Origin of the sequence: Tabrizicola sp. (assembly GCF_041919135.1) — a bacterium.
In the GTDB taxonomy this organism is placed as follows: Bacteria; Pseudomonadota; Alphaproteobacteria; order Rhodobacterales; family Rhodobacteraceae; genus Tabrizicola.
Window position 1 is genome coordinate 14,570 of record NZ_JAYRUJ010000021.1, and the last position, 25,646, is coordinate 40,215.

General features: G+C 68.3%; 27 protein-coding genes and 1 pseudogene. 10 read left to right on the forward strand and 18 right to left on the reverse strand.

Annotated features, from left to right (window positions below; genetic code table 11):
* Positions 1-194 precede the first annotated feature (194 nt).
* On the forward strand, positions 195-1,100 hold the full coding sequence (locus tag ACE3UA_RS14415; protein ID WP_197642469.1) for a LysR family transcriptional regulator: 906 nt from the start codon (positions 195-197) through the stop codon (positions 1,098-1,100).
* 31 nt (positions 1,101-1,131) lie between these two features.
* Here the strand turns inward: ACE3UA_RS14415 and ACE3UA_RS14420 are convergent, their stop codons facing one another.
* Genes ACE3UA_RS14420 through ACE3UA_RS14430 form a run of 3 tightly spaced genes read right to left on the reverse strand, consistent with a single transcriptional unit; the run spans position 1,132 to position 3,497 of the window.
* Positions 1,132-2,043, reverse strand: coding sequence for an OmpA family protein (locus tag ACE3UA_RS14420; protein ID WP_374646293.1), 912 nt, complete (start codon positions 2,041-2,043; stop codon positions 1,132-1,134).
* A 54-nt stretch (positions 2,044-2,097) separates the two neighbouring features.
* Positions 2,098-2,781 carry a GNAT family N-acetyltransferase gene (locus ACE3UA_RS14425; RefSeq protein ID WP_374646295.1) on the reverse strand — a complete coding sequence of 228 codons (684 nt, stop codon included), beginning with the start codon at positions 2,779-2,781 and terminating at the stop codon, positions 2,098-2,100.
* Entirely contained in the window at positions 2,778-3,497 is a 720-nt protein-coding gene (locus tag ACE3UA_RS14430) for a competence/damage-inducible protein A (protein WP_374646296.1), read from the reverse strand. Before ACE3UA_RS14430 ends, ACE3UA_RS14425 begins: the two co-directional genes overlap by 4 nt.
* A 109-nt stretch (positions 3,498-3,606) precedes the next feature.
* Between ACE3UA_RS14430 and map the strand changes: the two genes are divergently transcribed.
* Positions 3,607-4,416, forward strand: coding sequence for a type I methionyl aminopeptidase (gene map / locus ACE3UA_RS14435; protein ID WP_374646298.1), 810 nt, complete (start codon positions 3,607-3,609; stop codon positions 4,414-4,416).
* A 48-nt stretch (positions 4,417-4,464) separates the two neighbouring features.
* On the opposite strand, the gene ACE3UA_RS14440 is transcribed toward map, so the two are convergent.
* The 5 genes and pseudogenes from ACE3UA_RS14440 to ACE3UA_RS14460 form a co-directional block, all read right to left on the reverse strand.
* The gene (locus tag ACE3UA_RS14440) at positions 4,465-4,833 is read right to left on the reverse strand and encodes a hypothetical protein (protein ID WP_374646300.1); all 369 of its coding nucleotides are present in this window, start codon (positions 4,831-4,833) and stop codon (positions 4,465-4,467) included.
* A 7-nt stretch (positions 4,834-4,840) separates the two neighbouring features.
* Complete coding sequence (locus ACE3UA_RS14445) at positions 4,841-5,593, reverse strand: DUF6478 family protein (RefSeq protein WP_374646302.1); 753 nt, start codon at positions 5,591-5,593, stop codon at positions 4,841-4,843.
* Positions 5,594-5,599: 6 nt separating this feature from the next.
* Positions 5,600-7,333 (reverse strand): dihydroxy-acid dehydratase, encoded by a 1,734-nt coding sequence (gene ilvD, locus ACE3UA_RS14450; RefSeq protein ID WP_374646304.1) that lies wholly within the window; start codon positions 7,331-7,333, stop codon positions 5,600-5,602.
* Between the two features lie 76 nt (positions 7,334-7,409).
* The gene (locus tag ACE3UA_RS14455) at positions 7,410-8,237 is read right to left on the reverse strand and encodes a hypothetical protein (protein WP_374646389.1); all 828 of its coding nucleotides are present in this window, start codon (positions 8,235-8,237) and stop codon (positions 7,410-7,412) included.
* Positions 8,238-8,252: 15 nt separating this feature from the next.
* Positions 8,253-8,348, reverse strand: a pseudogene (locus ACE3UA_RS14460) (zinc-ribbon domain-containing protein); the annotation flags it as partial.
* Between the two features lie 163 nt (positions 8,349-8,511).
* Between ACE3UA_RS14460 and ACE3UA_RS14465 the strand changes: the two are divergent.
* Genes ACE3UA_RS14465 through ACE3UA_RS14480 form a run of 4 tightly spaced genes read left to right on the forward strand, consistent with a single transcriptional unit; the run spans position 8,512 to position 11,121 of the window.
* Positions 8,512-9,183 carry a cell division ATP-binding protein FtsE gene (locus ACE3UA_RS14465; protein ID WP_374646306.1) on the forward strand — a complete coding sequence of 224 codons (672 nt, stop codon included), beginning with the start codon at positions 8,512-8,514 and terminating at the stop codon, positions 9,181-9,183.
* Positions 9,180-10,076, forward strand: coding sequence for a cell division protein FtsX (locus ACE3UA_RS14470; RefSeq protein ID WP_374646308.1), 897 nt, complete (start codon positions 9,180-9,182; stop codon positions 10,074-10,076). Before ACE3UA_RS14465 ends, ACE3UA_RS14470 begins: the two co-directional genes overlap by 4 nt.
* Positions 10,073-10,798, forward strand: a complete 726-nt coding sequence (locus ACE3UA_RS14475) for a lysophospholipid acyltransferase family protein (RefSeq protein ID WP_374646310.1) — start codon at positions 10,073-10,075, stop codon at positions 10,796-10,798. The genes ACE3UA_RS14470 and ACE3UA_RS14475 overlap by 4 nt, the downstream gene beginning before the upstream one ends.
* Positions 10,798-11,121, forward strand: coding sequence for a TfoX/Sxy family protein (locus ACE3UA_RS14480; protein ID WP_374646312.1), 324 nt, complete (start codon positions 10,798-10,800; stop codon positions 11,119-11,121). Before ACE3UA_RS14475 ends, ACE3UA_RS14480 begins: the two co-directional genes overlap by 1 nt.
* 177 nt (positions 11,122-11,298) lie before the next feature.
* Here ACE3UA_RS14480 and ACE3UA_RS14485 read toward each other — a convergent pair whose 3' ends face one another.
* A complete protein-coding gene (locus ACE3UA_RS14485; RefSeq protein ID WP_374646314.1) occupies positions 11,299-12,258 on the reverse strand; it encodes an acetyl-CoA carboxylase carboxyltransferase subunit alpha in 960 nt (319 codons plus the stop codon).
* Positions 12,259-12,392: 134 nt separating this feature from the next.
* Here ACE3UA_RS14485 and ACE3UA_RS14490 point away from each other — a divergent pair, with 134 nt between their 5' ends.
* Positions 12,393-13,247 (forward strand): hypothetical protein, encoded by an 855-nt coding sequence (locus ACE3UA_RS14490; RefSeq protein WP_374646316.1) that lies wholly within the window; start codon positions 12,393-12,395, stop codon positions 13,245-13,247.
* A gap of 315 nt (positions 13,248-13,562) precedes the next feature.
* Here the strand turns inward: ACE3UA_RS14490 and ACE3UA_RS14495 are convergent, their stop codons facing one another.
* Entirely contained in the window at positions 13,563-14,525 is a 963-nt protein-coding gene (locus tag ACE3UA_RS14495; RefSeq protein ID WP_374646318.1) for an L-malyl-CoA/beta-methylmalyl-CoA lyase, read from the reverse strand.
* A 152-nt stretch (positions 14,526-14,677) separates the two neighbouring features.
* Here ACE3UA_RS14495 and dgcA point away from each other — a divergent pair, with 152 nt between their 5' ends.
* Positions 14,678-15,640, forward strand: coding sequence for an N-acetyl-D-Glu racemase DgcA (dgcA, locus tag ACE3UA_RS14500; RefSeq protein ID WP_374646385.1), 963 nt, complete (start codon positions 14,678-14,680; stop codon positions 15,638-15,640).
* A gap of 18 nt (positions 15,641-15,658) precedes the next feature.
* Here dgcA and ACE3UA_RS14505 read toward each other — a convergent pair whose 3' ends face one another.
* Positions 15,659-15,844 carry a hypothetical protein gene (locus ACE3UA_RS14505; protein ID WP_374646320.1) on the reverse strand — a complete coding sequence of 62 codons (186 nt, stop codon included), beginning with the start codon at positions 15,842-15,844 and terminating at the stop codon, positions 15,659-15,661.
* A gap of 398 nt (positions 15,845-16,242) precedes the next feature.
* Between ACE3UA_RS14505 and ACE3UA_RS14510 the strand changes: the two genes are divergently transcribed.
* Positions 16,243-17,106 carry a D-amino-acid transaminase gene (locus ACE3UA_RS14510; RefSeq protein ID WP_374646322.1) on the forward strand — a complete coding sequence of 288 codons (864 nt, stop codon included), beginning with the start codon at positions 16,243-16,245 and terminating at the stop codon, positions 17,104-17,106.
* Complete coding sequence (locus ACE3UA_RS14515) at positions 17,106-17,495, forward strand: rhodanese-like domain-containing protein (protein WP_374646324.1); 390 nt, start codon at positions 17,106-17,108, stop codon at positions 17,493-17,495. Before ACE3UA_RS14510 ends, ACE3UA_RS14515 begins: the two co-directional genes overlap by 1 nt.
* A 2-nt stretch (positions 17,496-17,497) precedes the next feature.
* On the opposite strand, the gene ACE3UA_RS14520 is transcribed toward ACE3UA_RS14515, so the two are convergent.
* The 7 genes from ACE3UA_RS14520 to paaN all read right to left on the reverse strand — a co-directional run bounded on the left by ACE3UA_RS14520 (position 17,498) and on the right by paaN (position 25,580).
* The gene (locus ACE3UA_RS14520; RefSeq protein ID WP_374646326.1) at positions 17,498-19,429 is read right to left on the reverse strand and encodes a 3-hydroxyacyl-CoA dehydrogenase NAD-binding domain-containing protein; all 1,932 of its coding nucleotides are present in this window, start codon (positions 19,427-19,429) and stop codon (positions 17,498-17,500) included.
* Between the two features lies 1 nt (position 19,430).
* The gene (locus tag ACE3UA_RS14525; protein ID WP_374646328.1) at positions 19,431-20,132 is read right to left on the reverse strand and encodes an ABC transporter ATP-binding protein; all 702 of its coding nucleotides are present in this window, start codon (positions 20,130-20,132) and stop codon (positions 19,431-19,433) included.
* Positions 20,119-20,889: an ABC transporter ATP-binding protein gene (locus tag ACE3UA_RS14530; RefSeq protein WP_374646330.1), complete on the reverse strand. Its 771-nt coding sequence runs from the start codon at positions 20,887-20,889 to the stop codon at positions 20,119-20,121. Before ACE3UA_RS14530 ends, ACE3UA_RS14525 begins: the two co-directional genes overlap by 14 nt.
* On the reverse strand, positions 20,886-21,842 hold the full coding sequence (locus ACE3UA_RS14535; RefSeq protein ID WP_374646332.1) for a branched-chain amino acid ABC transporter permease: 957 nt from the start codon (positions 21,840-21,842) through the stop codon (positions 20,886-20,888). The genes ACE3UA_RS14530 and ACE3UA_RS14535 overlap by 4 nt, the downstream gene beginning before the upstream one ends.
* 2 nt (positions 21,843-21,844) lie before the next feature.
* Positions 21,845-22,717: a branched-chain amino acid ABC transporter permease gene (locus tag ACE3UA_RS14540; protein ID WP_374646334.1), complete on the reverse strand. Its 873-nt coding sequence runs from the start codon at positions 22,715-22,717 to the stop codon at positions 21,845-21,847.
* A gap of 64 nt (positions 22,718-22,781) precedes the next feature.
* Positions 22,782-23,912: an ABC transporter substrate-binding protein gene (locus ACE3UA_RS14545; RefSeq protein ID WP_374646336.1), complete on the reverse strand. Its 1,131-nt coding sequence runs from the start codon at positions 23,910-23,912 to the stop codon at positions 22,782-22,784.
* A gap of 30 nt (positions 23,913-23,942) precedes the next feature.
* The gene (paaN, locus tag ACE3UA_RS14550) at positions 23,943-25,580 is read right to left on the reverse strand and encodes a phenylacetic acid degradation protein PaaN (protein ID WP_374646338.1); all 1,638 of its coding nucleotides are present in this window, start codon (positions 25,578-25,580) and stop codon (positions 23,943-23,945) included.
* Positions 25,581-25,646 lie beyond the last annotated feature (66 nt).

A 25,646-nucleotide genomic window follows, 5' to 3' on the forward strand; every position in this document is an offset into this window, starting at 1 on the left:
CATGATGGGCCTTCTGCCGCCCATACCTGCTGATGGAAGTGGCAAACCGCCGCGCAACCGCCATCCCCGATTCCGTTTCGACGCCATGAACGATCCCCCAGAATACCCCGGATCGGTCGCTTGAATGCCGCCATCCTGCCCGATTTGGCCGGGAAAGATGGAAGGCACGGCGTGAAGTTCCCGAAGAGGACGAAATGGATCGACTGACCGAGATGGAGGCCTTCGCCACTGTCGTGGACCAAGGCGGCTTCACCGACGCGGCGAAGAAGATGGGGATTTCCAAATCCGCTGTTTCCAAGCATGTCTCCGCGCTTGAGGCGCGGTTGGGCGCCCGCCTCTTGAACCGCACCACCCGCCGTGTCAGCCCAACCGAGATCGGCCTTGCCTATTACGACCGCGCTCGCCGCGTGCTGAACGACGCGGGCGAGGCCGACGCGCTGGTGACCTCGATGCAATCCGCGCCCTCGGGCCTCTTGCGGGTGTCGGTCGCCACCGATTTTGGCGTCAACCTGCTGTCGCCGATCCTGGGGGATTTCCTGCTGGAATATCCCGAGATCACCGTGAACATGGTGCTGAACAACCGTTATGTCGAACTGATCAGCGAAGGCTTCGACATGGCGATCCGTGTCGGCGACCTTGAGGATTCCAGCCTCCGCGCCCGCAAGCTGACCGAGACGACCAAGCGGATGATCGGCGCGCCGTCCTATTTCCAGAAATTCGGCCGCCCGCAGAAGATCGACGACCTGAACGACCACAAGCTTCTGCACTATTCCAACCAGGCCAACGGCAACGTCTGGAAGATCACCGCGCCCTCGGGCGAAAAGCGCCAGGTCCGCTCGATCGGCTGGCTGACGGTGAATGACGGGCAAAGCCTGCTGAACGCCGCGATTTCGGGCCTGGGCATCGCCTACCTGCCCAGCTTCCTTTACGCCGACGCCATGCGTCAGGGCCTGGTCGAGGAGGCGATTCCCGGCCTGCCGGTCGAAACGCTCGGCATCTACGCCGTCTATCCGCCAGGCCGCTTCACCCAGCCGAAGGTGCGCGCCTTCATCGATTTCCTCGCCAAGCGCTATCAGGAAAAGGGTCCCGACAACTGGTGACCAGGGCGCGGGGCAGTCCCTGTTCCGATCCTCAGCGGGTCGAGGTCACCACGGCCTCGACCCGCCGGTTCTTCTGGCGGCCCTCTTCCGTCTGATTCGTCGCGCGCGGGGCCAGGAAACCCGCGCCCTCGGCCGCGACGCGGTCCGGATCGGCGCCATAGCGATCCTCCAGCACCTGCGCCACCGCCTCGGCCCGGCGTTCCGACAGCGCGATATTCGCTGCCAGGCTGCCCGAGGCATCGGTATGGCCGACCAGCGCCAGTGTCCCGTCCGGGTTCGCCTCCAGCCAGGCCGCCAGCGCCGCCAGCGAGGGATAGTCCCCCTCGGCCAGCGCGGACGAGCCGCTGGCAAAGACCAGATCCTCCAGCACCGCCGCGCCCTCTGCATCCAGCATGGCGCCGATCTCGCCGGTTGGCGCAACGGGCAAGGCCGGCGGTTCCTGCCCCTCCAGATCGACGCTTGCCGACACCGGGGCGGCGGTCGGGTCTGCGGGCCGGACCCGCGTCACCTGCACATAGATCGACGCGGCCGAGCGGCTGACCAGGACCGAGACCGCCTCCTCGCCCTTTTCGGCCGAAAGAAAGCGGAAATCGCCCAGATCGACATGCATGTCGGGCTCGGGCATCACATCGGTGCCGAAGCGGAAATCGAAGCCGCCGCAGGCGCGGGTCTCGCAGTCGAAGACCACCTTGAAGCCCGCCGCGACGATCTGCGCGCGCAGGAACTCGATCACCGCCAGCGTCGTCTGCTCGCCCGCCTCCAGTTCCCAGGCCCGCTGGTCCACCGCCCCGTCCACCTGCCGCGAGGGCACCGACCGCCCGTCGAAGGGGGCCAGCGGCAGGGCATGGCTGCCCCTCGCCTCGCTGCGGCCCTCCTCGCCCAGGATCTTGCCCGGAAGGTCCAGTGTCAGCCCATGCGCAAGCCCTGGCAGGGCTGCCAGCAACAGGGAAACCACAGCCTTGAAGACGTTCTGCACTGCCCGCGCCGCTTTCCGCGATCACTTCATCCGGTAGTGATACTGTCCCACATTCCGCAACCCGAGACGAGCGTAGAGCGCCCGGGCGGCGGTGTTCCGCTCTGTCACCACCAAGGAAAGTCGCGTCGCGCCCTCGGCCGCCGCCCAGTTCGCCGCCGCGCGCAGAAGGTTCGCGCCCACGCCGCTCCGCCGCAGGCTCTCGCGCACCTCGAGCGCATGGAGCATCGCCTCCTTCCCGTGCAGCGCGACGAAGGCGGCCCCGGCGGGGCGATCGGCGTGCCGGGCCAGGATCGCGGTATGCTTGCCCGCGGCGCGCTCCATCACCGCGACGCGTTCGGGCCCGATCCCGCCCTCGGCCCAGATCGTCCTGACGATCTCCAGCGGCGCCCAGTGCGGGAAGGTGGACAGGGGCGGCAGGTCGGCCCTCAACTCCGCCACGGGTGCGGCATAGGCCACCACCGGATCGACCACGCGCCAGCCCCGTGCCGCCAACGCCCGGTCCAGCGCGGTCTCGCCCTCGCGGACCAGCACCAGCCCCTGGTCCAGCGCGTCAAGGTCCGCCTCGGTCCAGTCGCCCGCGGAACTTGCCGCCGAGACGCGCTTGCCGCCCCCCGCGCCATCGCGGCACAGGAACGGCCCCTCGCGCCAGACCCGCGCCGCAGGCCAGGTCGCCTCCATCACCGCCGCCAGGTCCTCGGGCGTCATGCGAACAGCCGCGTCAGGCGGACCATCGCCTCGTCCAGCCGTCCCGGATCGGTGCCCCGGATCACCAGGTTGGTGCCGTAGGCGCCGTTCTGGATGAAGGGATAGGAACCCATCGAAAGGTCCGGAAACTCGGCCGCCAGCGCGCCGAAGGCCTCGGCAACCTCGCCCTCGCCCCGGTCCACCCGCAGGTTCTGCGACAGAAGCGGCGGACCCCCCGTCAGCCGGGGCAGGACGCTGGCGACCATCGCCTGAAAGATGTTCGGCACGCCCGCCATCACATGCACATTGCCGATGGAAAAGCCCGGCGCGATCGAGACGGGGTTGTCGATCAGGCCGGCGCCCTCCGGGATCCGCGCCATGCGTTGCCGCGCCTCGTTGAAGGGCAGGCCGGAACGGTCGTAATGCGCCTGCAAGAGCGCCATCGCATCCGCCCGATGCCCGATCTTCGCCCCCATCGCCTCGGCCACCGCATCGGCGGTGATGTCGTCATGGGTCGGGCCGATCCCCCCGCTGGTGAACAGGTGGTCATGGCGGCCCGACAACGCGCGCACGGCGGCGACGATCTCGGCATGGACATCGGCCACGATCCGCGCCTCGCGCAGGGTGATGCCGGCGCGGGTCAATTCTCCGGCCAGATAATGCAGGTTCGAATCGCGGGTGCGGCCGGACAGGATCTCGTCCCCGATCACCAGAATCGCCGCGGTGGGGTTGGTCATCGCTCGCTCCCTTGGCTGGTTTCGGTATAGCCAAGCGCGGCAGGCTTTCAAACCCCGCCTCTGGCCAATTCCGCGCAAGGCTCTTATGTAGGGGACAAGGAGACCGAGATTGGACGAACAGCGCGCGCGTATCACCAGGGATGGCATCCGCATCTATGAAGACGCGGATTTCGCGGGCATGCGCACCGCCGGGCGTGTCGCGGCCGAGATCCTGGACGCAGTCGCCCCCCTGGTCGTGCCTGGCACCACGACCGGCGTGATCGATGATTTCATCACCGAGGAGACCCGCCGTCGCGGCGTGATCTCGGCCACAATCGGCTACAAGGGCTACAAGCACGCCTCCTGCATCAGCGTGAACCATGTCGTCTGCCACGGGATTCCGGGGCCGAAGGTGTTGCTGGACGGCGATATCCTGAACGTCGACGTGACGGTGATCGTGGATGGCTGGTATGGCGACACCAGCCGGATGTATGTGGCCGGCCAGTTGCCGCGCAAGGCCGAGCGGCTGATCGAGGTCACGCATGAGGGCCTGATGCGCGGCATCGCCGCCGTCAAGCCGGGCAATACCTTTGGCGACATCGGCCATGCGATCCAGTCCTACGTCGAGGCGCAGCGCATGTCGGTAGTGCGCGATTTCTGCGGCCATGGCCTTGGCCGGGTGTTCCACGCGCCGCCGAACGTGCTGCACTACGGCCGCGCGGGGTCGGGTCCGGTGCTGGAAGAGGGCATGTTCTTCACCATCGAGCCGATGGTGAACCTTGGCCGGCCCGAGACCAAGGTGCTTGCCGACGACTGGACCGCCGTGACCCGCGACCGTTCGCTTTCGGCGCAGTTCGAGCATTCGGTGGGCGTCACCGCCACCGGCTGCGAGATCTTCACCCTGTCCCCGGCCGGCAAGTTCCACCCGACCTGGGGCTGAGGCGCGGCCAAATTCCTTCGCGGGACTTTGCAGAAGCTTTCGAAGACTCTAGCGCCCCTGGTCCGAGGTTTCCGCGCAATGCCGCCGGAAGGCCCGCTTCAAGAGGTCCAGTTCCGCCCGCAACAGGCCGACCTCTGCCCGCAGGTCCTCGTCCGGCGGCAGCCCGGCGATCAGGGTGATCCGCGACAGCACCTCGCCGTCCAGCCGCAACAGCACCACCTGCACCCCCTCGGACAGGATGGCGCCCGGCAGCGGCACCCGGACCGCGTGACCCTCCGGCAGCGCCACGACCTCCACCCCCGGCAAGGCGGTGCCGTCATGCAGCGCCTCGACCCGGGGCGCCGCGCCCGCGCCGGTCAGGAGGCCCTCCCAGGTTCCATTGGCGATCCGGGTCTGGGACAGGGTCGGTCCGGCCATCACATGCTCACAATCCGGCGCGCGGGCGGCGGCTGAGCACCGCGTCGCGCAAGAGAATGCGGGTCATCGCCGCATCGTTGAAGATCAGGTCCAGCCAGGCCCGCTCGATCCGCGCCTCGCCAAGCCCGGCATAGGCCAGGTCGAACTCGGCCTCCCCGCCCCGCGTCAGGTCGCAGGTCTGCTGCGCCAGCCCGGCCGAATGCCTGAGGTTCAGCCGCGCAAAGGCGCGCAACGGCCGGTCGGCCTCGATCGCCGCATCCAGCCGCAGAACATGGCGCGGGCCCAGGCCGGTCGCGGCGCTTTCGGGCAGGCCGAGCGAGAGCGACAGGAAGCTGCCGCGAAAGCCGAAAACCTCCAGCGCAAGGCCAAAAGGCGCATGGCTTTCCGTGTTCCGCAGCTGGCGGAAGGCGATCTCGGACAGCGGGCAGTCGTGGTAAAGGCCAAGGTCCTCGCTGAGCTGGCTCGCCGGCCCGGCGATCACCTCGCCCGGATCGGGCAGCGGCCCGCGCCAGCCATCCGGCCGCCAGGTCCAGTCGGTTCCCAGCGGCCATTCCCGCCCGTCGGCCAGCGGCCGCGACAGGCGGGCGTCGGCGGCATGCAGCAGCCGGTCGATCTGGCGGCGCATGGCCCTCGCCTCGGCCCGCAGCGCGCGCAGCTCGAAGAGGTCAAGCTCCGGCGCATCGGCGTTGGCCCGCGTCCAGCGCCCCTGCACCCGGCGCAGGATCCAGCGGTCAAGCGCCTGGGCCACCCGTCCCGCCATGAAGCGTCACTGGTCCATGTAGACGTGGCTTTCTTCCTTCGCACCGGGATGCGTCACCGCCCCCCAGCGCGCGCCGCCGACCAGTTTCGCGAACTTGTGCACCGCGCCCGAGGTGTATTGCGTCTTGCGCGGCCCTTTCCATTCGGCGCGGCGCTTCGCCAGTTCGTCATCCGACAGCGCGACCGACAATTCGCCGGTCACCGCGTTCAGCGTGATCACGTCGCCGTTCTTCAAAAGCGCAATCGGCCCGCCATGCGCCGCTTCCGGCCCGACGTGGCCGACGCAGAAGCCGCGCGTCGCGCCGCTGAACCGCCCGTCGGTGATCAGCGCCACCTTCTTGCCCATGCCCTGACCCGACAGGGCCGCCGTGGTCGCCAGCATCTCGCGCATGCCGGGGCCCCCCGCCGGGCCCTCGTTGCGGATGACGATGACCTCGCCCTCCTTGTATTCCCGCTTCTTCACCGCCTCGAAGGCGTCCTCCTCGCATTCGAAGACGCGGGCCGGGCCAGAGAACACCTGCTCCGCCTCGGTCATCCCCGCGACCTTCACGATCGCCCCGTCCGGCGCGAGGTTGCCGCGCAGCGACACGACGCCCCCGGTCTTGGTGATGGGCGAGCCGATGTGATAGATCACCGTCCCGTCCGCCTCGCCCCGGATCTCGTCCAGGCTCTCGCCCAGCGTCCTGCCGCTGGCGGTGATACAGTCGAGGTGCAAAAGCCCGGCCTTCGCCAGTTCCTTCATCACCACGGCCACGCCGCCCACCTCATGCAGGTCCTTGGCGACGTATTTCCCGCCTGGACGAAGGTCGACGAAATAGGGCGTGTCCTTCATGATCGCGGCCACGTCGAACAGGTCGAAGTCGATCCCGGCCTCGTTCGCCAGCGCGGGCAGGTGCAGCGCCGCATTGGTGCTGCCACCCGTGCAGCCCACCACCCGCGCCGCGTTTTCCAGCGCCTTGCGCGTCACGATGTCCCGCGCGCGGATGTTCTTCTCGATCAGGTTCATCACCGCCACGCCCGACGCCTCGCCATACTGGTCGCGGGACTCATAGGGCGCAGGCGCGCTGGACGAATTCAGCAGCGCCAGTCCGATGGCCTCGGACACGCAGGCCATGGTGTTCGCGGTATACTGCGCCCCGCAGGCCCCCGAGGACGGGCAGGCGACCTTCTCCATGATCTCCAGCTCGGCTTCCGACAGCGTGCCCGCCTGCTGCTTGCCCACCGCCTCGAACATGTCCTGCACGGTGATGTCCTTGCCCTGATAGCGACCGGGCAGGATCGACCCGCCGTAGATGAAGACGCTCGGCACGTTCAGCCGCACCATCGCCATCATCATCCCCGGCAGGCTCTTGTCGCACCCGGCCAGCCCGACGATCGCGTCATAGCAATGCCCGCGCATCGTCAGTTCGACCGTATCCGCGATGGCGTCGCGCGAGGCGAGCGACGACCGCATCCCCTCGTGCCCCATGGCGATGCCGTCGGTCACGGTGATCGTCGTGAACTCGCGCGGGGTGCCGCCGCCCTTCTTCACGCCCTGCTTCACGATCTGCGCCTGGCGGTTCAGCGCGATGTTGCAGGGGGCCGCCTCGTTCCAGCAGGTCGCGACGCCCACCCAGGGCTGGTGGATCTCTTCCTCGGTGATCCCCATCGCATAGAAATAGCTGCGATGCGGGGCGCGCGCCGGGCCTTCGGTGACATGGCGGCTGGGAAGCTTCGACTTGTCGAAACGCTGGTTGGACATGACGGTTTCCCCACGGAATGAGCTTGCCGCAAGGGATAAAGGCCCGCCCGGTCTGGGGCAAGCCGATTTGCCGGGCTCAGCCGCCGTTCAGCGCCACCGTGGCCTGGCGCATCACCCCGTCCAGTTGCAGCCGCAGCCCGTTGATCAGCGCGACATAGCTGTCCAGAGGCTCGGCCAGTGCCGGGACCAGCCGCGACAGGGCAGGGGCCGCAAGGTAGACCGCCGCCCCGACCATCGCCACCGCCATCACCATCAGAAAGCCGCTGCGGAACCCGCCGCCGGTCTCGGGGGGGGGCAGGTCGGCCGGGGTGTGGTCCTGCTCATGCTCGGATGGCCGCAGCGAGGAGTTGATTTCCTCGACATCCGGCAGAAGGTCGCGCCGGGCCGCGGGCCGGGCTTCTTCCGCGACCGGCGCGACTACCGGGGCCACCACCGGCGCGACGGCCGCGGCCACGGCAGCGCCAAGCGCGGGCGGCGGCTCGGAGATATTGGTCTCGGCCCGCCGCGCCTTCACCTCGCGCTCGGCCTCCTCACGCAGGATCGCCAGCACCGAGTCATCCACCTTGTAAGCGGGTGCGGCCTCGACCTCTGGCGCAGGGCCGACCTCGGGCCCAGCCGCGGAGGCGGCGTCGATCCCCGGCTCGGGCGCGATCTCGGGCTCCTGCGGCAGGTCCTCGGGCGCATCCTCGGGCAGATCGACCGGAATCTCGACGGGGACCGCGCCGGGCAGTTCCTCCGGCGCCTCCTCGGGCAGGTCTTCCGGCAGGTCCTCGGGCGTGATCTCGGGTTCGGCCTCCGGTTCGGGTTCCGGTTCGGGCTCCGGTATCTGGGCGACGGGGGCCGCCTTCGCCACCTCTGTCACCGGCGTCAGGACCGGGGTCGGTCCGGCCGCAACGGGACGCATCTGGAACCAGGCGTGATTGCAATTGGCGCATTGCACATCGCGGCCGCCTTCCGGAATGGCGTCGTCCGGGACCTCGTATTTCGCCTCACATTTCGGGCAAACCAACCGCATCCTGTTCCCTCAACGCCAGTTTCGGCTACCGCTCCAAGGTTTCTATCCCTTAATTCCTGTGGTTCCAAGGGTTTGTCTCGCGCCCTTTTACAATCCTTGCCGCCTGTGCGATGGAAAGCGCAGTCAAACCGCGCGGCCAGCCGCCAAAGCCAGGGAACCCGTCGTGATCGCCTTCGAAAACGTGGCCTACAGCTATGGCGGCGGCGAGCTTCTGACCGGGGTCTCGCTGCGCCTTGCCCCGGGCTCGTTCCATTTCCTGACCGGCCCCTCAGGCGCGGGGAAATCGACCTTCCTGAAGCTCGCCTATGCCGAGCTGAAGCCCACCTCCGGCCGCGTCACCCTGTTCGACCGCGAGCTTGCCAGCCTCACGCGCGACGATGTGGCGCGGACCCGCCGCCGCATCGGCATCGTGCATCAGGACTGCAAGTTCCTCGACCATATGTCGATCGCCGCCAACATGGCGCTTCCGTTCACCGTCTCCGACCGCGAAAGCGATCCGCAGGACATGGACGATCTCCTGTCCTGGGTCGGGCTGAAGCATCTGGCCGACGCGCTGCCGCCGCAACTGTCCGGCGGCGAACGGCAACGCGCGGCGCTGGCCCGCGCGGTGATCGTCGATCCCGACGTGATCCTGGCGGACGAACCCACCGGCAACGTGGACTGGGAGATGTCCCTGCGCATCCTTACCCTGCTGGTCGAGCTGAACAAGATGGGCAAGACGATCCTTGTCGCCACCCACGACCTGAACCTGATCCGCCAGGCCAAGGCGCAGATCCAGGCCCGCGTCCTGCGTATCGCCGGGCACCGGGTGCAACTCGCGGGGGCCGACCTGTGAGGCTTCCCAGGGCGAAACCCGCCAGCCCGGCAACCCGCGCGCTGCAGGTCGTGCCGCCCTCGGGCCCCACGGGCTGGCTGACCACCTTCACCGCCGGCGCGATGACCTTCCTCTGCGTCTTCGCCCTTGCGCTTTCCCTCGCCTCCGACCGCCTGGCCGACCGCTGGTCCGAGGCGCTGGCCCGGACCGCCACCATCCGTCTCTCCGCGCCGGTGGAGCAGGTGCAGATCCAGATCGACGCGATCCTCGCCGTCCTCGCCACCACCCCGGGCGTGGCCAGCTTCCGCGCCCTGGACGAGGCCGAGACCCGCGCGCTTCTCGAACCCTGGTTCGGCCCCGACCTTCCCGTCGAGGCCCTGCCGATCCCCCGCCTGGTCGAACTGGTCGAGGCCGATCCCGGCTATGACGCCCAGGGCCTGCGCCAGCGTCTTGCGGCCGAGGCCCCCGGCGCCACGCTCGACGACCACACCCGCTGGCGCCGCCCCCTGGCCGAGGCCGCGGGCCGCCTGCGCCTGCTGGGTGTCCTCTCCATCGCCCTGATCGGCGCGGCGATGGCCGCGATGATCACGCTCGCCGCCCGTGCGGCGCTGGCGACCAATGCCGGGGTGATCCGCGTCCTGCGCCTCGTCGGCGCCAAGGACAGCTACATCGCCCGCGCCTTCGTGCGCCGCTTCACCCTGCGCGCCCTGGGCGGGGCCGCAGTCGGGGCCGCCGCCGGCATGGCCGGGGTCGCGGCCCTGCCGGCCACCGACGCCGCCGGGGGCTTCCTCACCGGCCTCGGCTTTGCCGGCACCGGCTGGCTCTGGCCCCTGGCCCTGCCGCCGCTTGCCGCGCTCGTCGCCTTCCTCGCCACCCGCCGCGCCGCCTTCCAGAAACTGAGAGAGCTGACATGACCCCGATCCGCTGGCTGCTGTCGCTGGTCTTCATCGTGCAGATGTATCTTGCCATGGCCCTGATCGCCGTGGCCTTCGCCCCCTGGGCCCTGGTCTCGCGCCATGGCGCGCGCGTCGCCTGCAAGACCTTCTGCCGCTGGACGATCTTCTCGCTGCGCCTGCTCACCGGCCTGAAATCCGAGGTCCGGGGCACCCCGCCGACCGGCGAATGCATCATCGCGGCCAAACATCAGAGCTTTCTCGACATCATCCTGATCTTCAACGCCGTCCCCGCCGCCAAGTTCATCATGAAGCGCGAGCTGATGTATACGCCCTTCCTCGGCCAGTATGCGCTGCGCATCGGCTGCGTGCCGGTCGATCGCGGCAAGCGCGGGGCGGCCATCGCCCGGATGAAATCCGACGTGGCAAAGGGCACGGCCGAGCCCGGCCAGTTGATCATCTACCCCCAAGGCACCCGCGTCGCGCCCGGCGACGTGAAGCCCTACAAGGTCGGCACCGGCCTTCTCTACGACCAGCTCGGCCAGCCCTGCCACCCGGTCGCGGCCAATGTCGGGCTCTTCTGGCCCAAGCGCGGCATCCTGCGCAAACCCGGCACCGCCGTGGTCGAGTTCCTGGAGCCGATTTCCCCCGGCCTGCGCGTGGCCGAGTTCATGCGCCGGCTGGAGGCCGAGGTCGAAGACAACTCCAACCGGCTGATGCAAGAGGCGGGGTTCAAGGCCTGATGGGAACCCGGGCCGACACCATCGCGCATCTCCTCGACGCGCTGGCGCCGCTGCCCCTGGCCGCGCGAAAGATGTTCGGCGAATACGCGCTTTATCTTGACGGCAAGGTGGTCGCCCTGGTCTGCGATGACCTGCTCTACCTCAAGCCGACCCCCGGCGCGAAGGCGGCTCTGCCCGGCCACGCCACCGGCCATCCCTATCCCGGGGCGAAGCTTCATCTCCTCGTCACGGACGCGCTGGATGATCCCGATCCGGTCATTGCGGCTCTCCGGGGCATTGCCGCCGACCTGCCCGCCCCGAAACCCAAGAAGCCGAAAACCTGAGTCAAGCTTTCGCTTGCCCTTCCGGAAACACTCCACGCAAGGTCCGGAGGGTGTGAAACCCTTCGGGGCCAGCAACAGGCGCGACACCGACGCGCCGGATCGCCACGGCCGCCGGCACCCCGCCACCGAACCCCTCCAGCGTCGCGGCCGGGGCCGGCGAGACCAGGGCGCGCCGGTTCAGGCGGCCAGCCCCTTCGCCCCCATGTCCAGGAACTTCTGCCGCCGGTCCTTGACCAGCGCCTCGGGTTTCTTGCCCGACAGTTCCTTCAGCATCGCCTCGATCGCCTTGCCCACGGCTTCGATCGTCTCCTTCGGCGCGCGCTGCGCACCGCCCATCGGCTCCTTCACGATCCGGTCGATGATCCCCAGCTTCTGCAGATCCTGCGCCGTCAGCCGCAGGGCCTCGGCCGCCTCGCGCATCTTCTCGGCATCCTTCCACAGGATCGAGGCGCAGCCCTCGGGCGAGATCACCGAATAGACCGAATGCTCCAGCATCGCCACCCGGTTCGCCGTGGCGAAGGCCACCGCCCCGCCGCTGCCGCCCTCGCCGATCACCACGCTGATCAGCGGCACGCCGATCGCCAGGCACTTCTCCGTGCTGCGGGCGATCGCCTCGGCCTGGCCGCGCTCCTCGGCGCCCTTGCCGGGATAAGCGCCGGGCGTGTCGACCAGCGTGATCACCGGCAGGCGGAACCGATCCGCCAGGTCCATCAGCCGGATCGCCTTGCGATAGCCTTCGGGCCGCGCCATGCCGAAGTTGCGCTCGATCCGCGACTTGGTGTCGTTGCCCTTCTCGTGCCCGATCACCACCACCGGCTGGTCCTGGAAGCGCGCGATCCCGCCCATCACCGCATGATCATCGGCAAAGGCCCGGTCGCCCGCCAGCGAGGTGAATTCGGTGAACAACCCCTCGACATAGTCCTTGCAATGCGGCCGGTCGGGATGCCGCGCCACCTGGCACTTCTGCCAGGGCGACAGGCTTTTATACAGGTCGCGCAGGGCCGCTTCCGCCTTGCGGTCCAGCGCCTCGGCCTCCTTGGTCAGGTCCACGCCGCCGCCGGTCCTGGCCAGCGCGCGCAATTCCTCGGCCTTGCCTTCGAGTTCGGACAGGGGCTTCTCGAATTCAAGGTAGTTCATCGCGCGCTCCATCTTCCGGCGCTGCCTATATGGCCAAAGGGCGGTGCAAAGGCAACCGTCGGACCCGCCATCGGCCTTGCGTCGCCCCGTCCGCCCTGTCTAGCCTTGCGCCACGCCCCAGCTTTGGACCTATCGTGACCCTCTTTCTTGCCAATGACACGTCCGAGGTCCAGCACGCCGGCTGCAAGGCCGTGATGCGCTCGCTTCACGCCGCCATCGCCGGGGCGGGGCTGACGATCACCGGCCGCCATGTCACCGGAACGCGCGACATCGACGCGGAAGCCTTCGCCGCGGCCGAGGTGCTGCTGATCAACGGCGAGGGCACGATCCACCATTCCGGCCCCCGCGCCCTGTTCCTGCTGGACCTGGTCGCGCGCGCCCGGCGCGAGGGAAAGCGCGTCCTGCTGGTCAACGCGCTTTTCCAGCAATACGACTGCCCCGTCCCGAACATCCTGTCCGGCCTGAAGCTTCTTGCCACGCGAGAGCCGCGCAGCGCTGCCTTCGCCCGCCGTTTCGGGGGAGAGCCGCTTGTCCTGCTCGACTCCGCCGCCGATCCCGCCTTTCTGGCGCAGGGCAAGGCCCGCCCCCTGCTTGACGGCCGGCTGGTCGGCGGGGCGCATCCGCATGGGCTGATCCCCGATCCCTTCGTCGGCCTTCCTGGCCAGAAACTCGGCCTGCGCCGCCTTCCCTTCGAGGACATCGTCGCCACCCTGCGCGGGGCCGAACTGTATCTCACCGCCCAGCACCATGGCGTCTATGCGGCGGCGCTTGCCGGCTGCCCCTTCGTCACCACGCCGTCTAACAGCCACAAGATCGAGGCTTTCGTGGACTGGACCGGCCTTCCGATTCCGGTCTGCCTGCGAAAGTCCGAGATCGAGCCCGCCATCGCCTTCGCCCTGCGCAACCGCTTGCTTTATGCCGAGCTGGCGGATTTCATGAGCCAGCACTCGGTGCTGACCCCGGAGCATCTCCGTCTGGCCCTCGGCTGATCCGGCTGCGCATGGGCAGATCAGCGGCCCGCCTTTCGGCACGCGGGGTCATGTCGCGCCGGGCACCTCATCGGGCCAAACCTTGCCAGAGTGTTAATGCTGCCGGGCAAGTCACTGATTTCGTAGGCGCCGGATTCCTGTCCACCGTGGACACTCCCCGGAAACAGCAGCGCCCCGTGGCCGGGCCACGGGGCGTGCATCCTCCCATTCGCCGCGCGGGGTCTCCCCACCCCTGATGCGCGGCTCAGGTATTCTTGGCGGTCCGCCCGGCTTCGGGCGGCCGATGGGAACGCTGCCCCTTTCCCGGACAGCCTGTCAACGATTCCCCGCGATGATGTCGGCCTGCCGCACGATCACCTCGGCCTGCCGCATGCTGGCGATGTCGACCAGCCGCCCCTTGTAGACCGCCGCGCCCTGGCCCGCGGCCTTCGCCGCCTCCATCGCCGCGAGGATCTCGCGCGCCTCGGTCACCGCCGCATCCGACGGGGTGAAGACCTCGTTCGCCAGCGCCACCTGCTTGGGATGGATCGCCCATTTCCCGACCATCCCCAGCGTCGCCGAGCGCCGCGCCTGGGCCCGGAAACCCTCCTCGTCCGAGAAGTCGCCGAAGGGCCCGTCCACCGGCAGGACCCCATGCGTCCGGCAGGCCGCCACGATCGCCGCCTGCGCCCAGTGCCAGGGATCGGACCAGTATTTCTGCCCCTCGCGGTGCATGTAGTAATTCTCCTGCGTCCCGCCGATGCCGGTGGTCTGCATCCCCATGCTCGCCGCGAAATCCGCCGCGCCGAGGCTCATCGCCTGCAACCGGGGGCTGGAGGCCGCGATCTCCTCGACATGCGCGATCCCGGCGGCGGTCTCGATGATCACCTCCAGGCTGATCCGCTTCTTCCGCCCTGCCGCCGCCTCGCAGGCGGTGACAAGGGCATCGACCGCATAGACATCCGCCGCGCAGCCGACCTTGGGGATCATGATCTGGTCCAGCCGCTCGCCCGCCTGTTCCAGGAGGTCCACCACGTCGCGATACCAATAGGGTGTGTCGAGGCCGTTGATCCGCACGGATAGCGTCTTGTTGCCCCAGTCCACCTCCGAGACCGCCCGGATGATGTTCGCCCGCGCCTGCGGCTTGTCGGCAGGGGCGACCGAATCCTCGAGGTCGAGGTTGATCACATCCGCCGCCGAGGCCGCCATCTTCGCGAACAGTTCGGGACGCGAGCCGGGGCCGAAAAGCTGGCAGCGGTTGGGACGGGCGGGGGCGGGGGGTTGCAGACGGAAGCTCATGGGGTTGACCCTTCGGCAATCAAGTTTCGCTTTTGATTGCCTTGGCGATATAATCTTGCGCTGCGATCTTCAAGCCTCATTTCGCACCCGCAGCACCGGGCGCCATGCGATCCGGGCTTGCGATCCAGAGCGCGGACGGCGATGAACGGGGGATGATCACCGTCCTGGAAGACAGTTTCCGCCTGGCGCAAGCCTTCACCATCAGCCGCGGGTCGAAGACCGAGGCGCGGGTGCTGACCCTGCGCATCGACCGGGACGGGAAGGTCGGCCGGGGCGAATGCGTGCCCTATGCCCGTTACGGCGAGACGACCGACAGCGTCCGGGCGCAGATCGAAAGCCTGCCCGAGGGCATCACGCGTGAGGAGCTGCAATCCGCCCTGCCGCCCGGCGCGGCGCGCAATGCGGTGGACTGCGCCTTGTGGGATCTGGAAGCCCGGCAGAAGGGATGCCGGGTCTGGCAATTGGCCGGCCTGCCCGCGCCGGGTCCGGTGACGACGGCCTATACCCTTTCGCTTGCCGCGCCCGATGCGATGCGGACCGCTGCGGCGGTCCATGCCCACCGGCCGATCCTGAAGATCAAGCTTGGCACTCCGGACGACATGCCAAGGCTGGAAGCGGTGCGGGCCGGGGCGCCCCGGTCCACCATCATTGTCGACGCGAACGAGGGCTGGACCTCCGAGGTCTATGCCGAACTTGCCCCCCACCTCCTGCGCCTTGGCGTGGCGCTGGTGGAACAGCCGCTGCCCGCCGGGCAGGACGAGATGCTGGCCGAGATCGCCCGCCCGGTCCCGGTCTGCGCCGATGAGTCCTGCCATGACCGCGCCTCTCTGCCGGGGCTGAAGGGCAGGTATGACGTGGTGAACCTGAAGCTGGACAAGACCGGCGGGCTGACCGAGGGCCTGCGGACCCGCGACGCCGCGCGGGCGATGGGGTTTGGCCTCATGGTCGGCTGCATGGTCGGATCCTCGCTGGCGATGGCACCGGCGGTGCTTCTGGCGCAGGGGGCCGACTGGACGGACCTTGACGGACCCCTGCTTCTGGCCGAAGACCGGCCGCACCCCCTGCGCTATGACGAAGCAGGGGCCCACCCGCCCGATGCCAACCTCTGGGGATGACCGAATGACCCTCAGACTTTACGGCGTGTAGAGGAACGGAGAGCCATCAGGGGCAAGGACATAGCAGGATTGCGAAGTGATGCGCATTTGCCGATTCCGGTCAGCAGGCTGCTTGGCCGCCTTGGTAGCTGCCGCCGCCGAGTCCCCTTCGCAATACGAAATCGCGATGCGCTGGTAGCCGCGATCACGCATGCAGATTTCCATGTTCTTATCCCTCAGGGGACTGTTCGTGTCGACTGAGTAAATTCCCACATAGGGAGCCCAAGAGACCTGAGTATTTGTCGGAACCGCTTGGGTGGCCTGCGTCGCACAGGCGACCCCGTCTCTTTCGTACCGATCATAAGTGACACCCTGCCGCACATAGAAATCGTTTGAGACGCATGCCGAAAGGGAAAGAGCACCTGCTGTGGCCAGCACTACGATCTTGATTCTTCTGCTGTTCAATTGAACCTCGCTTATCCTGTCATCACACCAGTCAAGCCACCGTTTGTGGCAAATCTATGCAACCCGCAGGGTGGGCCGTGTCTCTTGACCGTAGTGCCGGATATCTTGACGTCTGGTAAAATTGGGAGTGTCTACCTGCTGAAAATCAGGAGGATGAGATGACCCGCACCGTCTATGTGAACGGAGACTACCTGCCCGAGACCGAAGCCAGGGTCTCGATCTTCGACCGCGGGTTCCTGATGGCCGACGGGGTCTATGAGGTGACCTCGGTGCTGGAGGGCAAGCTGATCGACTTCGACGGCCACGCCAAGCGCCTGGCGCGATCGCTGGACGAGCTGGAGATGACCTGCCCGATCTCGGAGGACGAGCTTCTGGCGATGCACCGCGAGCTGGTGGCGCGGAACGGGATCGAGCAGGGGATGATCTATCTGCAGGTCACGCGCGGCAATCCGGGCGACCGCAGCTTTGTCTTCCCCGATGCCTCGGTTCCGGGAACGGTGGTGGCATTCACCCAGAACATCCCGAACCTCGCGGATGCGCCGGCGGCGAAGACCGGGTTCCGGGTCATTACCATCCCCGACCTGCGCTGGAGCCGGGTGGACATCAAGACGGTGCAGCTTCTCTATCCCTCGCTGGGCAAGATGGCGGCGAAGAAGGCCGGCGTCGATGACAGCTGGCTGACGGATGAGGCGGGGCGGGTGACCGAGGGCACCTCGAACAACGCCTATATCGTCAAGGGCAACCGGATCATCACCCGGGCGCTTGGCAACGACATCCTGCACGGGATCACCCGCGCCGCCGTGCTGCGGTTCGCGGCCGAGGCGCAATACGAGATCGAGGAGCGGCCCTTCACGCCCGAAGAGGCCCAGGGCGCGGACGAGGCCTTTTCGACCGCCGCATCGATCTTCGTGATGCCGGTGGTCGAGGTGGACGGCAAGCCGGTGGGGACGGGCAAGCCCGGCCCGGTGGCGGTCCGGCTGCGCGAGATCTATCTGGACGAGATGCGCAAGGCGGCGATCTGATGGCGCTGGCGTTGTCCTCGGCCGCGATGGTCGCCGCCGCCCGTGCCCGGATCGAGGAGATCCCGGCGGCCGAGGCGGTGGCGTTGCTGGGAAGGCCGGATGTGGTCTTCGTCGACCTGCGCGACGTGCGGGAACGGGAGAGGTCGGGCTTCATCCCCGGCAGTTTCCATTGTCCGCGCGGGATGCTGGAGTTCTGGGTCGACCCGGAGAGCCCCTATTTCAAGCCGGTCTTCGCCGAGGAGAAGCGGTTCGTGTTCCACTGTGCCTCGGGCTGGCGGTCGGCGCTGGCGGTGGCGACGTTGCAGGACATGGGCTTTGCCGCCAGCCACATTCCCGAGGGCTTCACCGGCTGGGTCGCGGCCGGGGGCCGGGTCGAGACGAAGGGCTGACCTCAGCCCCCCGCCGCGAACATCGGCCCGCCGCGCCAGCGCGGGTAGCCATAGCCGTGCACTTCCACCAGGTCGATGTCCGAGGGCTTCAGCGCGATGCCTTCGGCGAGGATCGCCTTGCCTTCAGCCGCCATGGCGCTGGTAAGGCGGCTGGCGATCTCCTCCGCCGTCAGGGTCGGGCCTGCGGCGATCCGGCCCGCCAGCAGGCCGGCGGTCGTGTCCGAGGGCTTTGGCGTCCGGTCGCCCGGCGCATAGCCATACCAGCCGCCGCCGGTCTTTTGCCCCTTGCGGCCCGCGCGGACCAGGATGTCGCCCAAGGTTTCCGGCACGTCCTGTCCCGCCGCCCGCGCACCTTCGCGCTGGAGGTAGGCAATGTCGAGGCCGCCCAGATCCTGCGCCTCGAACGGACCCATGGCGAAACCGTACGCGCGCATGGCCGCGTCGATGGCGGCGATCGGGGTGCCGTCGCGGACCAGCGTTTCCGCCTCGGCGCGGTAGCGTTTCAGGATGCGGTTGCCGATGAAGCCGTCGCAGATTCCGGCCTGGACCGGGATCTTGCCCAGTTGCCGCGCGAGGGCGAAGCCGGTCGCCAGCGTCCCAGGCGCGGTCGTCGGGGTCGGCACGATCTCCAGGAGTTTCATCACGTTGGCCGGGCTGAAGAAGTGCAGGCCGATGAAACGGTCGGGGTTGGGCAGGCCCTCGGCGATGAGCCGGGGGTCGAGGTAGGAGGTGTTGGTCGCAAGGATCGCGTCCGCGCGGCAGGTCTGGCCCAGTCGCGCAAAGACGGCGCGCTTGACGGAAAGGTCTTCGAAGACGGCTTCGATCACCAAGTCGGTGTCGGCGAGGAGGGCGTAGTCGCTGCCGGCGGTCACGCCCTCCATGCGGGTCCGGGCCTGCGCTTCGGTCAGCTTGCCGCGCTTCACCGCGCCGTCGAAGATGGAGCGGAGGTTGGCAAGGCCGCGTTCCACCGCCTCGGCATCGCGTTCGATCAGGACGACGGGCAGGCCCGCCTCACGCAGCGCGGCGGCGATGCCCGCGCCCATGGTGCCGCCGCCGATCACGGCGGTGGAGTGGATTTCGCGGGGCTTGGCCTCCAGATGCGCGGGCTTCGGCGCGGCGCGTTCGGCAAAGAAGATGTGGCGCAGCGCGGCGGCCTGATCCGAGGCGCGCAGTTCAAGGAAGGTCGCGCGTTCGTGGGCCATCGCCTCGGCAAAGGGTTTCTCGGCGGCCATGCGCAGGCAGTCCAGCGCGCGGAGGGGGGCGATTTCGCCCCTGGCGCGCCTGGCGATGGCCTTGCGCTGGTCGTCCCACCATGCGCCGTCGGGCGAGGTGACGGGGCGGGCGGAGATCGGCTGCGGCAGGGGTTGGACCAAGGTCTTGCGAGCGAAGGCCACGGCCTCGGCGCGCAGGTCGCCGCTGACGATGGCATCCACAAGGCCCATCGACAGGGCCTTCGCCGCCTTGACCGGGCGGCCGGTGGTGACCAGTTCGACCGCCGCCTCGACGCCAGCAAGGCGCGGGGTGCGGACGGTGCCGGACGCGCCGGGAACGATACCCAGCGTCACTTCGGGCAGGCCGACAGAGGCGCTGTCCAGCGCCACCCGGAAGCGGCAGCCCATCGCGACCTCGAACCCGCCGCCAAGGGCCGAGCCGTGGATCGCGGCGACCCAGGGCTTCGTCGCCTGTTCCAGCCGGTCCACCAGATCGGGCAGATGCGGCGGGACCGGGGGCTTGCCGAACTCGGTCACGTCGGCCCCGGCGATGAAGGTTCGGCCGGCGCAGATCAGCACCACGGCGCGGACCGACGGGTCGGAGTCCAGTGTTTCCACCGCATCCCAGAGGCCCTGGCGCAGCGCCTGGCCAAGCGCGTTCACCGGCGGATTGTCCACGGTGACGACGGCCACTTCTCCGTCGCGGTCGATGGTGACACTCATCTCAAATCCCCAGATAGGCTTCGCGGATGCGCGGGTCGGCGATCAGCTCGGCAGCCGCCCCGTCCATGGTGATCCGCCCGGTCTCCATCACATAGCCCCGATCCGCGATCTTCAGCGCGCCATAGGCGTTCTGTTCCACCAGAAGCACGGTGACGTCCAGCGCCTTCAGCCCCTTCACCACGTCGAAGATCTGCGCGACGATGATCGGGGCAAGGCCCATCGAGGGTTCGTCCAGAAGCAGGCAGGACGGCCGCCCCATCAGGGCGCGGGCCATCGCCAGCATCTGCTGCTGTCCTCCCGACAGGCCCCCGGCGGCGAGGTTGCGCTTTTCCTTCAGGATCGGGAACATCTGGAAGGCATCGCCCATGTCCTTTTCCACCCGGTCGTCGGCATAGAGATAGGCCCCGAGGCGGAGGTTTTCCTCTACCGTCAGGTTGGTGAAGATCTGGCGGCCTTCGGGCGATTGCGACAGGCCGCGACCGACCCGACGCCAGGCGGGCACCCCGGCAAGGCCCTCGCCACGGAAGCTGACGCTGCCGCCTGCCACGGGATGCACCCCCGACAGGCAGCGCAGAAGGGTGGTCTTGCCTGCCCCGTTCGCCCCGATCACGGTGACGATCTCGCCCGAGTCGACGCGCAGGTCGATCCCGTGCAGCACCTCGATTCGCCCGTAGCGGGCGCGCAGGCCTTCAACCAGCAGCATTTTCGGCCCCCAGATAGGCAGCGATGACGGCAGGGTTCCGGCTGACCGAGGCCGGGTCGCCCTCGGCGATCTTCTCGCCATGGTCCAGGACGACGATGTGGTTGGAAATCCGCATCACCATCTTCATGTCATGTTCCACCAGCAGGATCGCGACGCCCGAGGCCGCGATCTCGGCGATCAGGTGGTCGATCTCCTCCGTCTCCACCGCGTTGCAGCCCGCGGCGGGTTCGTCCAGCAGCAGGACGCTGGGCTTCAGCGCCATCGCCCGGGCGATCTCCAGCCGTTTCAGCGAGCCATAGGAGAGGTTGCCCGCCTCCCGTTCCGCCGCGCGTTCCAGACCGACGCGCTTGAGCAACTCCCGCGCCCCGGCCTCGGCCGCTTTCGCCCGGCGGCGCGAGGCGGGGAGGTTCAGGAGGTCCGACAGCACATGGCCGCTTTCCTGCAGGTGGTAGCCCGCGATGGTGTTCTCCAGCACGGTCATCGACTGGAAGACCTGAAGGTTCTGGAAGGTCCGGCACATGCCGCGCCGGGCCAGCAGGTGCGGGGACATGGCGGTCACGTCCTCGCCGTTCAGGACCACCTTGCCCATGCCGGGCTGGTAGACGCCCGAGATCATGTTGAACAGCGTGGTCTTGCCCGCGCCGTTGGGCCCGATGACCGAGACGATCTCGCCGGGTTTCACGGTGAAGGAGACGTCATTGACGGCCTTGAGCCCGCCGAAGCTGATGCCCAGCCCCTCGATCGACAGCAGAGTCATTCGCCTCTCCCCCGGATCTTGCGCAGGATCGAGGGCACGACCCCTTCGCGCAGGAAGATCATCACCAGCACCATCACGGCACCCAGCACCAGTTGTTCGTATTCGGCAAAGACCGTCAGCACCTGCGGCAGCAGCGTCAGCACCGCCGCGCCGAAGATCGCGCCCGCGACCGAGCCGACGCCGCCCAGCACCGCCATCGTCACCATCTCGACCGAATGCATGAAGCCCGCGACATCCGGCGTGATGAACTTGTTCTGCAAGGCCAGCAGCGAGCCCGCGACCGAGGCATAGACGGCCGAGATCATGAAGGCCTGCAGCTTCAGCCGGGCCACATCCATGCCCACGGTGCGGGCCGCGACCTCCGATCCATGCAGCGCCCGCAGCGCCCGGCCCGTGGCGCTGTCGCGCAGGTTCAGCGCCAGCCAGGCGCCCAGGATCAGGACGATGCCGCAGAAGAAATACCAGAACTGGCCGTTCGACAGGTCAAACCCTGCGTCCTTCAGCAGGGCACGCAGCCCGAGTTCGGGCACGTCGATGCCATCAGGACCGCGCGTCAACTCGCGTTCGTTGTTCAGGACCATCGAGATCAAGATGCCCATGCCCAGCGAGGCGACGGCAAGGTAATAGCCCTTCAGCCGCAGGATCGGGCGGCCGACGAGCCAGGCCAGCACCGCCGATACCGCCGCGCCCAGCAGGACGGCCAGCGCGGGGTGGATGCCCCAATGCACCGGGGCCAGCGCGCAGGCATAGGCGCCGATCCCGGCAAAACCGGCGTGGCCAAGGCTGATCTGCCCGGCCCAGCCGGTCAGGATCACGATGCCGGTGACGGCCAGCGCATTGACGAAGATCAGCGCGCCGATGCGGTAGTAGAAGCCCGAGGGGAAGAAGACCGGCGACAGCGCGATCAGGACGACAAGGGCCAGCAGGGTGGCGGATTTCGGGGTCAGTCGCATGGTCACACCCGGTCGGTCGATTTGCGGCCGAACAGGCCCTGCGGCAGGAAGAACAGGACGGCCAGGATCACGATGAAGGCGGCGGCATCCTTGTATTGCGAGGACAGGTATCCGGCCGTCAGCCCCTCCAGCACGCCCAGAAGGAAGCCGCCGACAAGCGCGCCCTTGGGGTTGCCCATCCCGCCCAGCATGGCGGCGGCAAAGCCCTTCAGCGCGAAGGCCAGGCCCACGTCGTAGGAGGTCATGGTGATCGGCGTCACCAGCACCCCGGCCAGCGCGCCGATCCCGGCCGAAAGGGCGAAGGAGAGGGTCATCACGAAGGTCGTGTTGATCCCCACCAGCTGCGCGGCCAGCCGGTTGTTCGAGGTCGCCAGCACCGCGCGGCCCAGAAGCGTGCGGGTGAAGAACAGCCACAACCCGACGAAGACCGCGACGGCCCCGCCGATGACCCACAGGCTTTGCGGCAGGATCGTCGCGCCCAGGATGCGGATCGGGTCGTCGCCGGAAAAGGCGGGAAAGCTGTGGATCTGCTTGTCGAAGACCAGCTGCGCGGCCCCGCGGATGAAGATCGACACGCCGATGGTGATGATGACCAGCGAGACCACGGGCGCGCCGCGCGCGGGCTCGATCGCCAGCTTGTTCATCGCCACCCCCAGCGCGGCGGTCGCCAGGATCGCGACCAGCGCGGCCAGCGGCAGGGGTGCGCCCGCGGCATAGGTGAAGACGGTGATCATCCCGCCCAGCATGACGAATTCGCCCTGCGCGAAGTTCACCACGTCGGAGGCGTTGTAGATGATGGTGAAGCCCAGGGCGACCAGCGCATAGACCGCGCCGACCGTCACCCCGGACAGAAGGAATTGCAGAAGTTCCGACATGCGTCCCAGCCCCCGATGGCCCGAAATGGGTGGCCGCGCCCCGGTCAGGGGCGCGGCGGGTGGATTACTGGACCAGGGTCCACTTGCCGCCCTTGATTTCCAGCATGCGGAAGGCGGTCAGGTCGAGGCCCAGGTGATCCTCGGGCGTGAAGCTGTAGACGCCGGTGGTGCCGGCCAGGCCCGTGGTCGCCTCGATCGCGTCGCGGATCGCGGCGGGCTCGGCCGAACCGGCGCGGGTGATGGCGTCGGTCATGATCAGGAAGGCGTCATGGGCATAGCCGCCGAAGGTGCCGACCGGGGTGCCGGTGTTTTCCTCGAACATCGCCTTGTAGGCATCGACGACCGGCTTCTGCGGATCGTCCGTCGCCAGAAGGCCGGCGACCAGAAGCGCGGTGCCCGGCAGGCGCACGCCCTCGGCCGCTTCCGCTCCGGCCAGTTCGATGAACCCGTCCGAGGCGACGCCATGCGACTGGTAGAACGGCAGTTCGATCGCCAGCTGCTTGTAGTTCCGCGTCACGATCGACGGGCCCTGGCCGAAGCCGGGGTTCAGGATCGCCTGCACACCCTCGGTGCCCTTGATCTTGGTCAGCTGCGCGGTCATGTCCGCGTCCTTCGGATCATAGGTCTCGTCGGCGACGATCTCGATGCCGAAATCGGGGGCCACGGTCTTGCACTGGGCCTGCATCGAGGCACCGAAGCCGTCGGTGCCGGAAATCATGCCGATTTTCGTGATCCCGGCCTTCTGCATGTCCTCGAAGATCTTCTGGCAGGCCATGCGGTCGGTGTGCGGGGTCTTGAAGGTATAGGGCTTCACCGGGTCGATGATGTCGATGGCGCCGGCCAGCGAGATGAAGGGGATCTCGGCATCCTCGGCCACGGCCAGGATCGACATGGTGGTGCCGGTGGTGGTGCCGCCGATGATGGCGACCACTTCGTCATCCTCGACCAGACGGGTGGCGAAGGTGCGGGCCTTGTTCGGGTCGCCGTTGTCGTCATAGGCGATGAGGGTGATCTGTTCGCCGTTGATGCCGCCCTTGGCGTTCAGGTCTTCGACCAGCATCTCCAGCGTCTTCAACTCGGGGTCGCCGAGGAAGGCGGCGGGGCCGGTCGCCGAGATCGAGGCGCCAAGCTTGATTTCGGCCAGCGCGGGAAAGGCCAGCGCGACCAGGGCGGTCGTGGTCAGGAACGTCTTCATTGTGTCTCCTCCCAGAGAGTTTAGGTTGGCTCAGGCCGCCAGTCGGCGCGACATCACCCGGCGGAAGCGGGTGGCGACGAAGGCGGTGTCGGTAAGGCTGGCGTTGCCCGCCGGGTTGGCCCCGGTGACGTGAAAGTCGCTAAAGGCGGCGGACTGGTTGACGAAGATGTTGCCGGTCAGGTTGATCGACAGGTTCACGCCGGCGTTCGCAAAGGCCGCCTCGGCGCGGGCGATGCGCTCCTCCTCGGTGTCGTAGAGCGCGGCGGTGATCGCGCCCTTTTCGGCAGCAAGTGTGGCCGCCTGCCGGATCGCGGCCTCGGCGTCCGGGGTGGCGATCACGAAGGCGACAGGGCCGAAACATTCCTCGGTCGCGGTGGCGTCCGACGGGTCGACGGCGAGGAGAAGCGGCCCCGCTTCGCCCCTCGCGGCGCCATAGCGCAGGACGCGGCCCTTGGCGGCGGTGGCCTCGGCCCGGGCCTGCGTCGCAGGGTTGGCGATGGCGCCGCAGATGCCGGCGGCACGGGCCGGGTCGGAGAGGAGGCCGTCGATGGCGGCGACAAGGGCGGCAGATACCTCATCGAACGATTTGTGACCCTTGTCGGTCTCGATCCCGCCCGCCGGGATGTAGAGGTTCTGCGGCGAGGTGCACATCTGGCCCGAATAGAGCGAGAGGGCGAAGGCGAGGTTCGCGCACATGCCCTCAAGGTCGCGGGTCGCGGCGATGACGACGCTGTTGACCCCGGTTTCCTCGGTGAACAGCTGGGCCTGGCGGGCGTTGTCCCGCAGCCAGCTGCCGAAGGTGGAGGAGCCGGTGTAGTCGATCAGCTTCACCTCCGGCCGGGTGGCAAGATCCTTGGTGATCTCGGCGCCGGGCTCGTCCACCGCCAGCAGCACGGCATCGGCGGGAAGGCCCGCTTCAGCAAGCACCTCGCGCAAGGTCCGCACCGTCAGCGCCAGCGGCAGGATGGCGCGGGGATGCGGCTTCACGATCACCGGGTTGCCGGTGGCGAGGCTGGCGAAAAGGCCGGGATAGGAATTCCAGGTCGGGAAGGTGTTGCAGCCGATGGTCAGCGCGATCCCGGCGGGGCGCAGGGTCCAGGACTTCTCCATCACGATCGGCGCGGCCTTGCCCTGCGGCTTTTCCCAGCGGGCGGTCGCGGCGAAGCGGGTCATCTCGGCCCAGGCTGCGGCGACGGCCTCCAGCCCCCGGTCCTGCGCATGGGGGCCGCCGGCCTGGAAGGCCATGGCGAAGGCCTGCCCGGTGGTGTGCATGGTGGCATTGCCGATCAGGAAGCTTTGCCGGTTCAGCCGGGCCAGCGCCTCGAGGCAGACGCCGACGCGGGTTTCCGGCGTGGCGGCGGCAAGGGCAGGGGCGGCGGCGCTGGCGGCGGCGATCAGGTCATCAGGCGTGGCGGCGGGATAGCGGATCGCAAGCGCCGGGCCAAAGGGCGATACCTCGGCCCCGGCGCGGGACTGCCCCGGGTGATCGGGCAGGTCGAAGTCCTGACCGATCAGCGCGGCGAAACCGGCCTCGCCCTCGGCCTTGGCGGTCTCGCCATAGATCTTGCCGCTGGGAACCTCGGGATACGGGGTCCAGTATTCGCGACATGCAAGGGCCGTGACGGCCGCCTCGAGCGTCGGCCGGTGAAGGTCGAAGAAGTCCGACATGATGTCCTCCTGCCGGGGGCTCTCCTCCCCGACAGGTTTATCATTGACCGGCCGGTCGGTTTATGC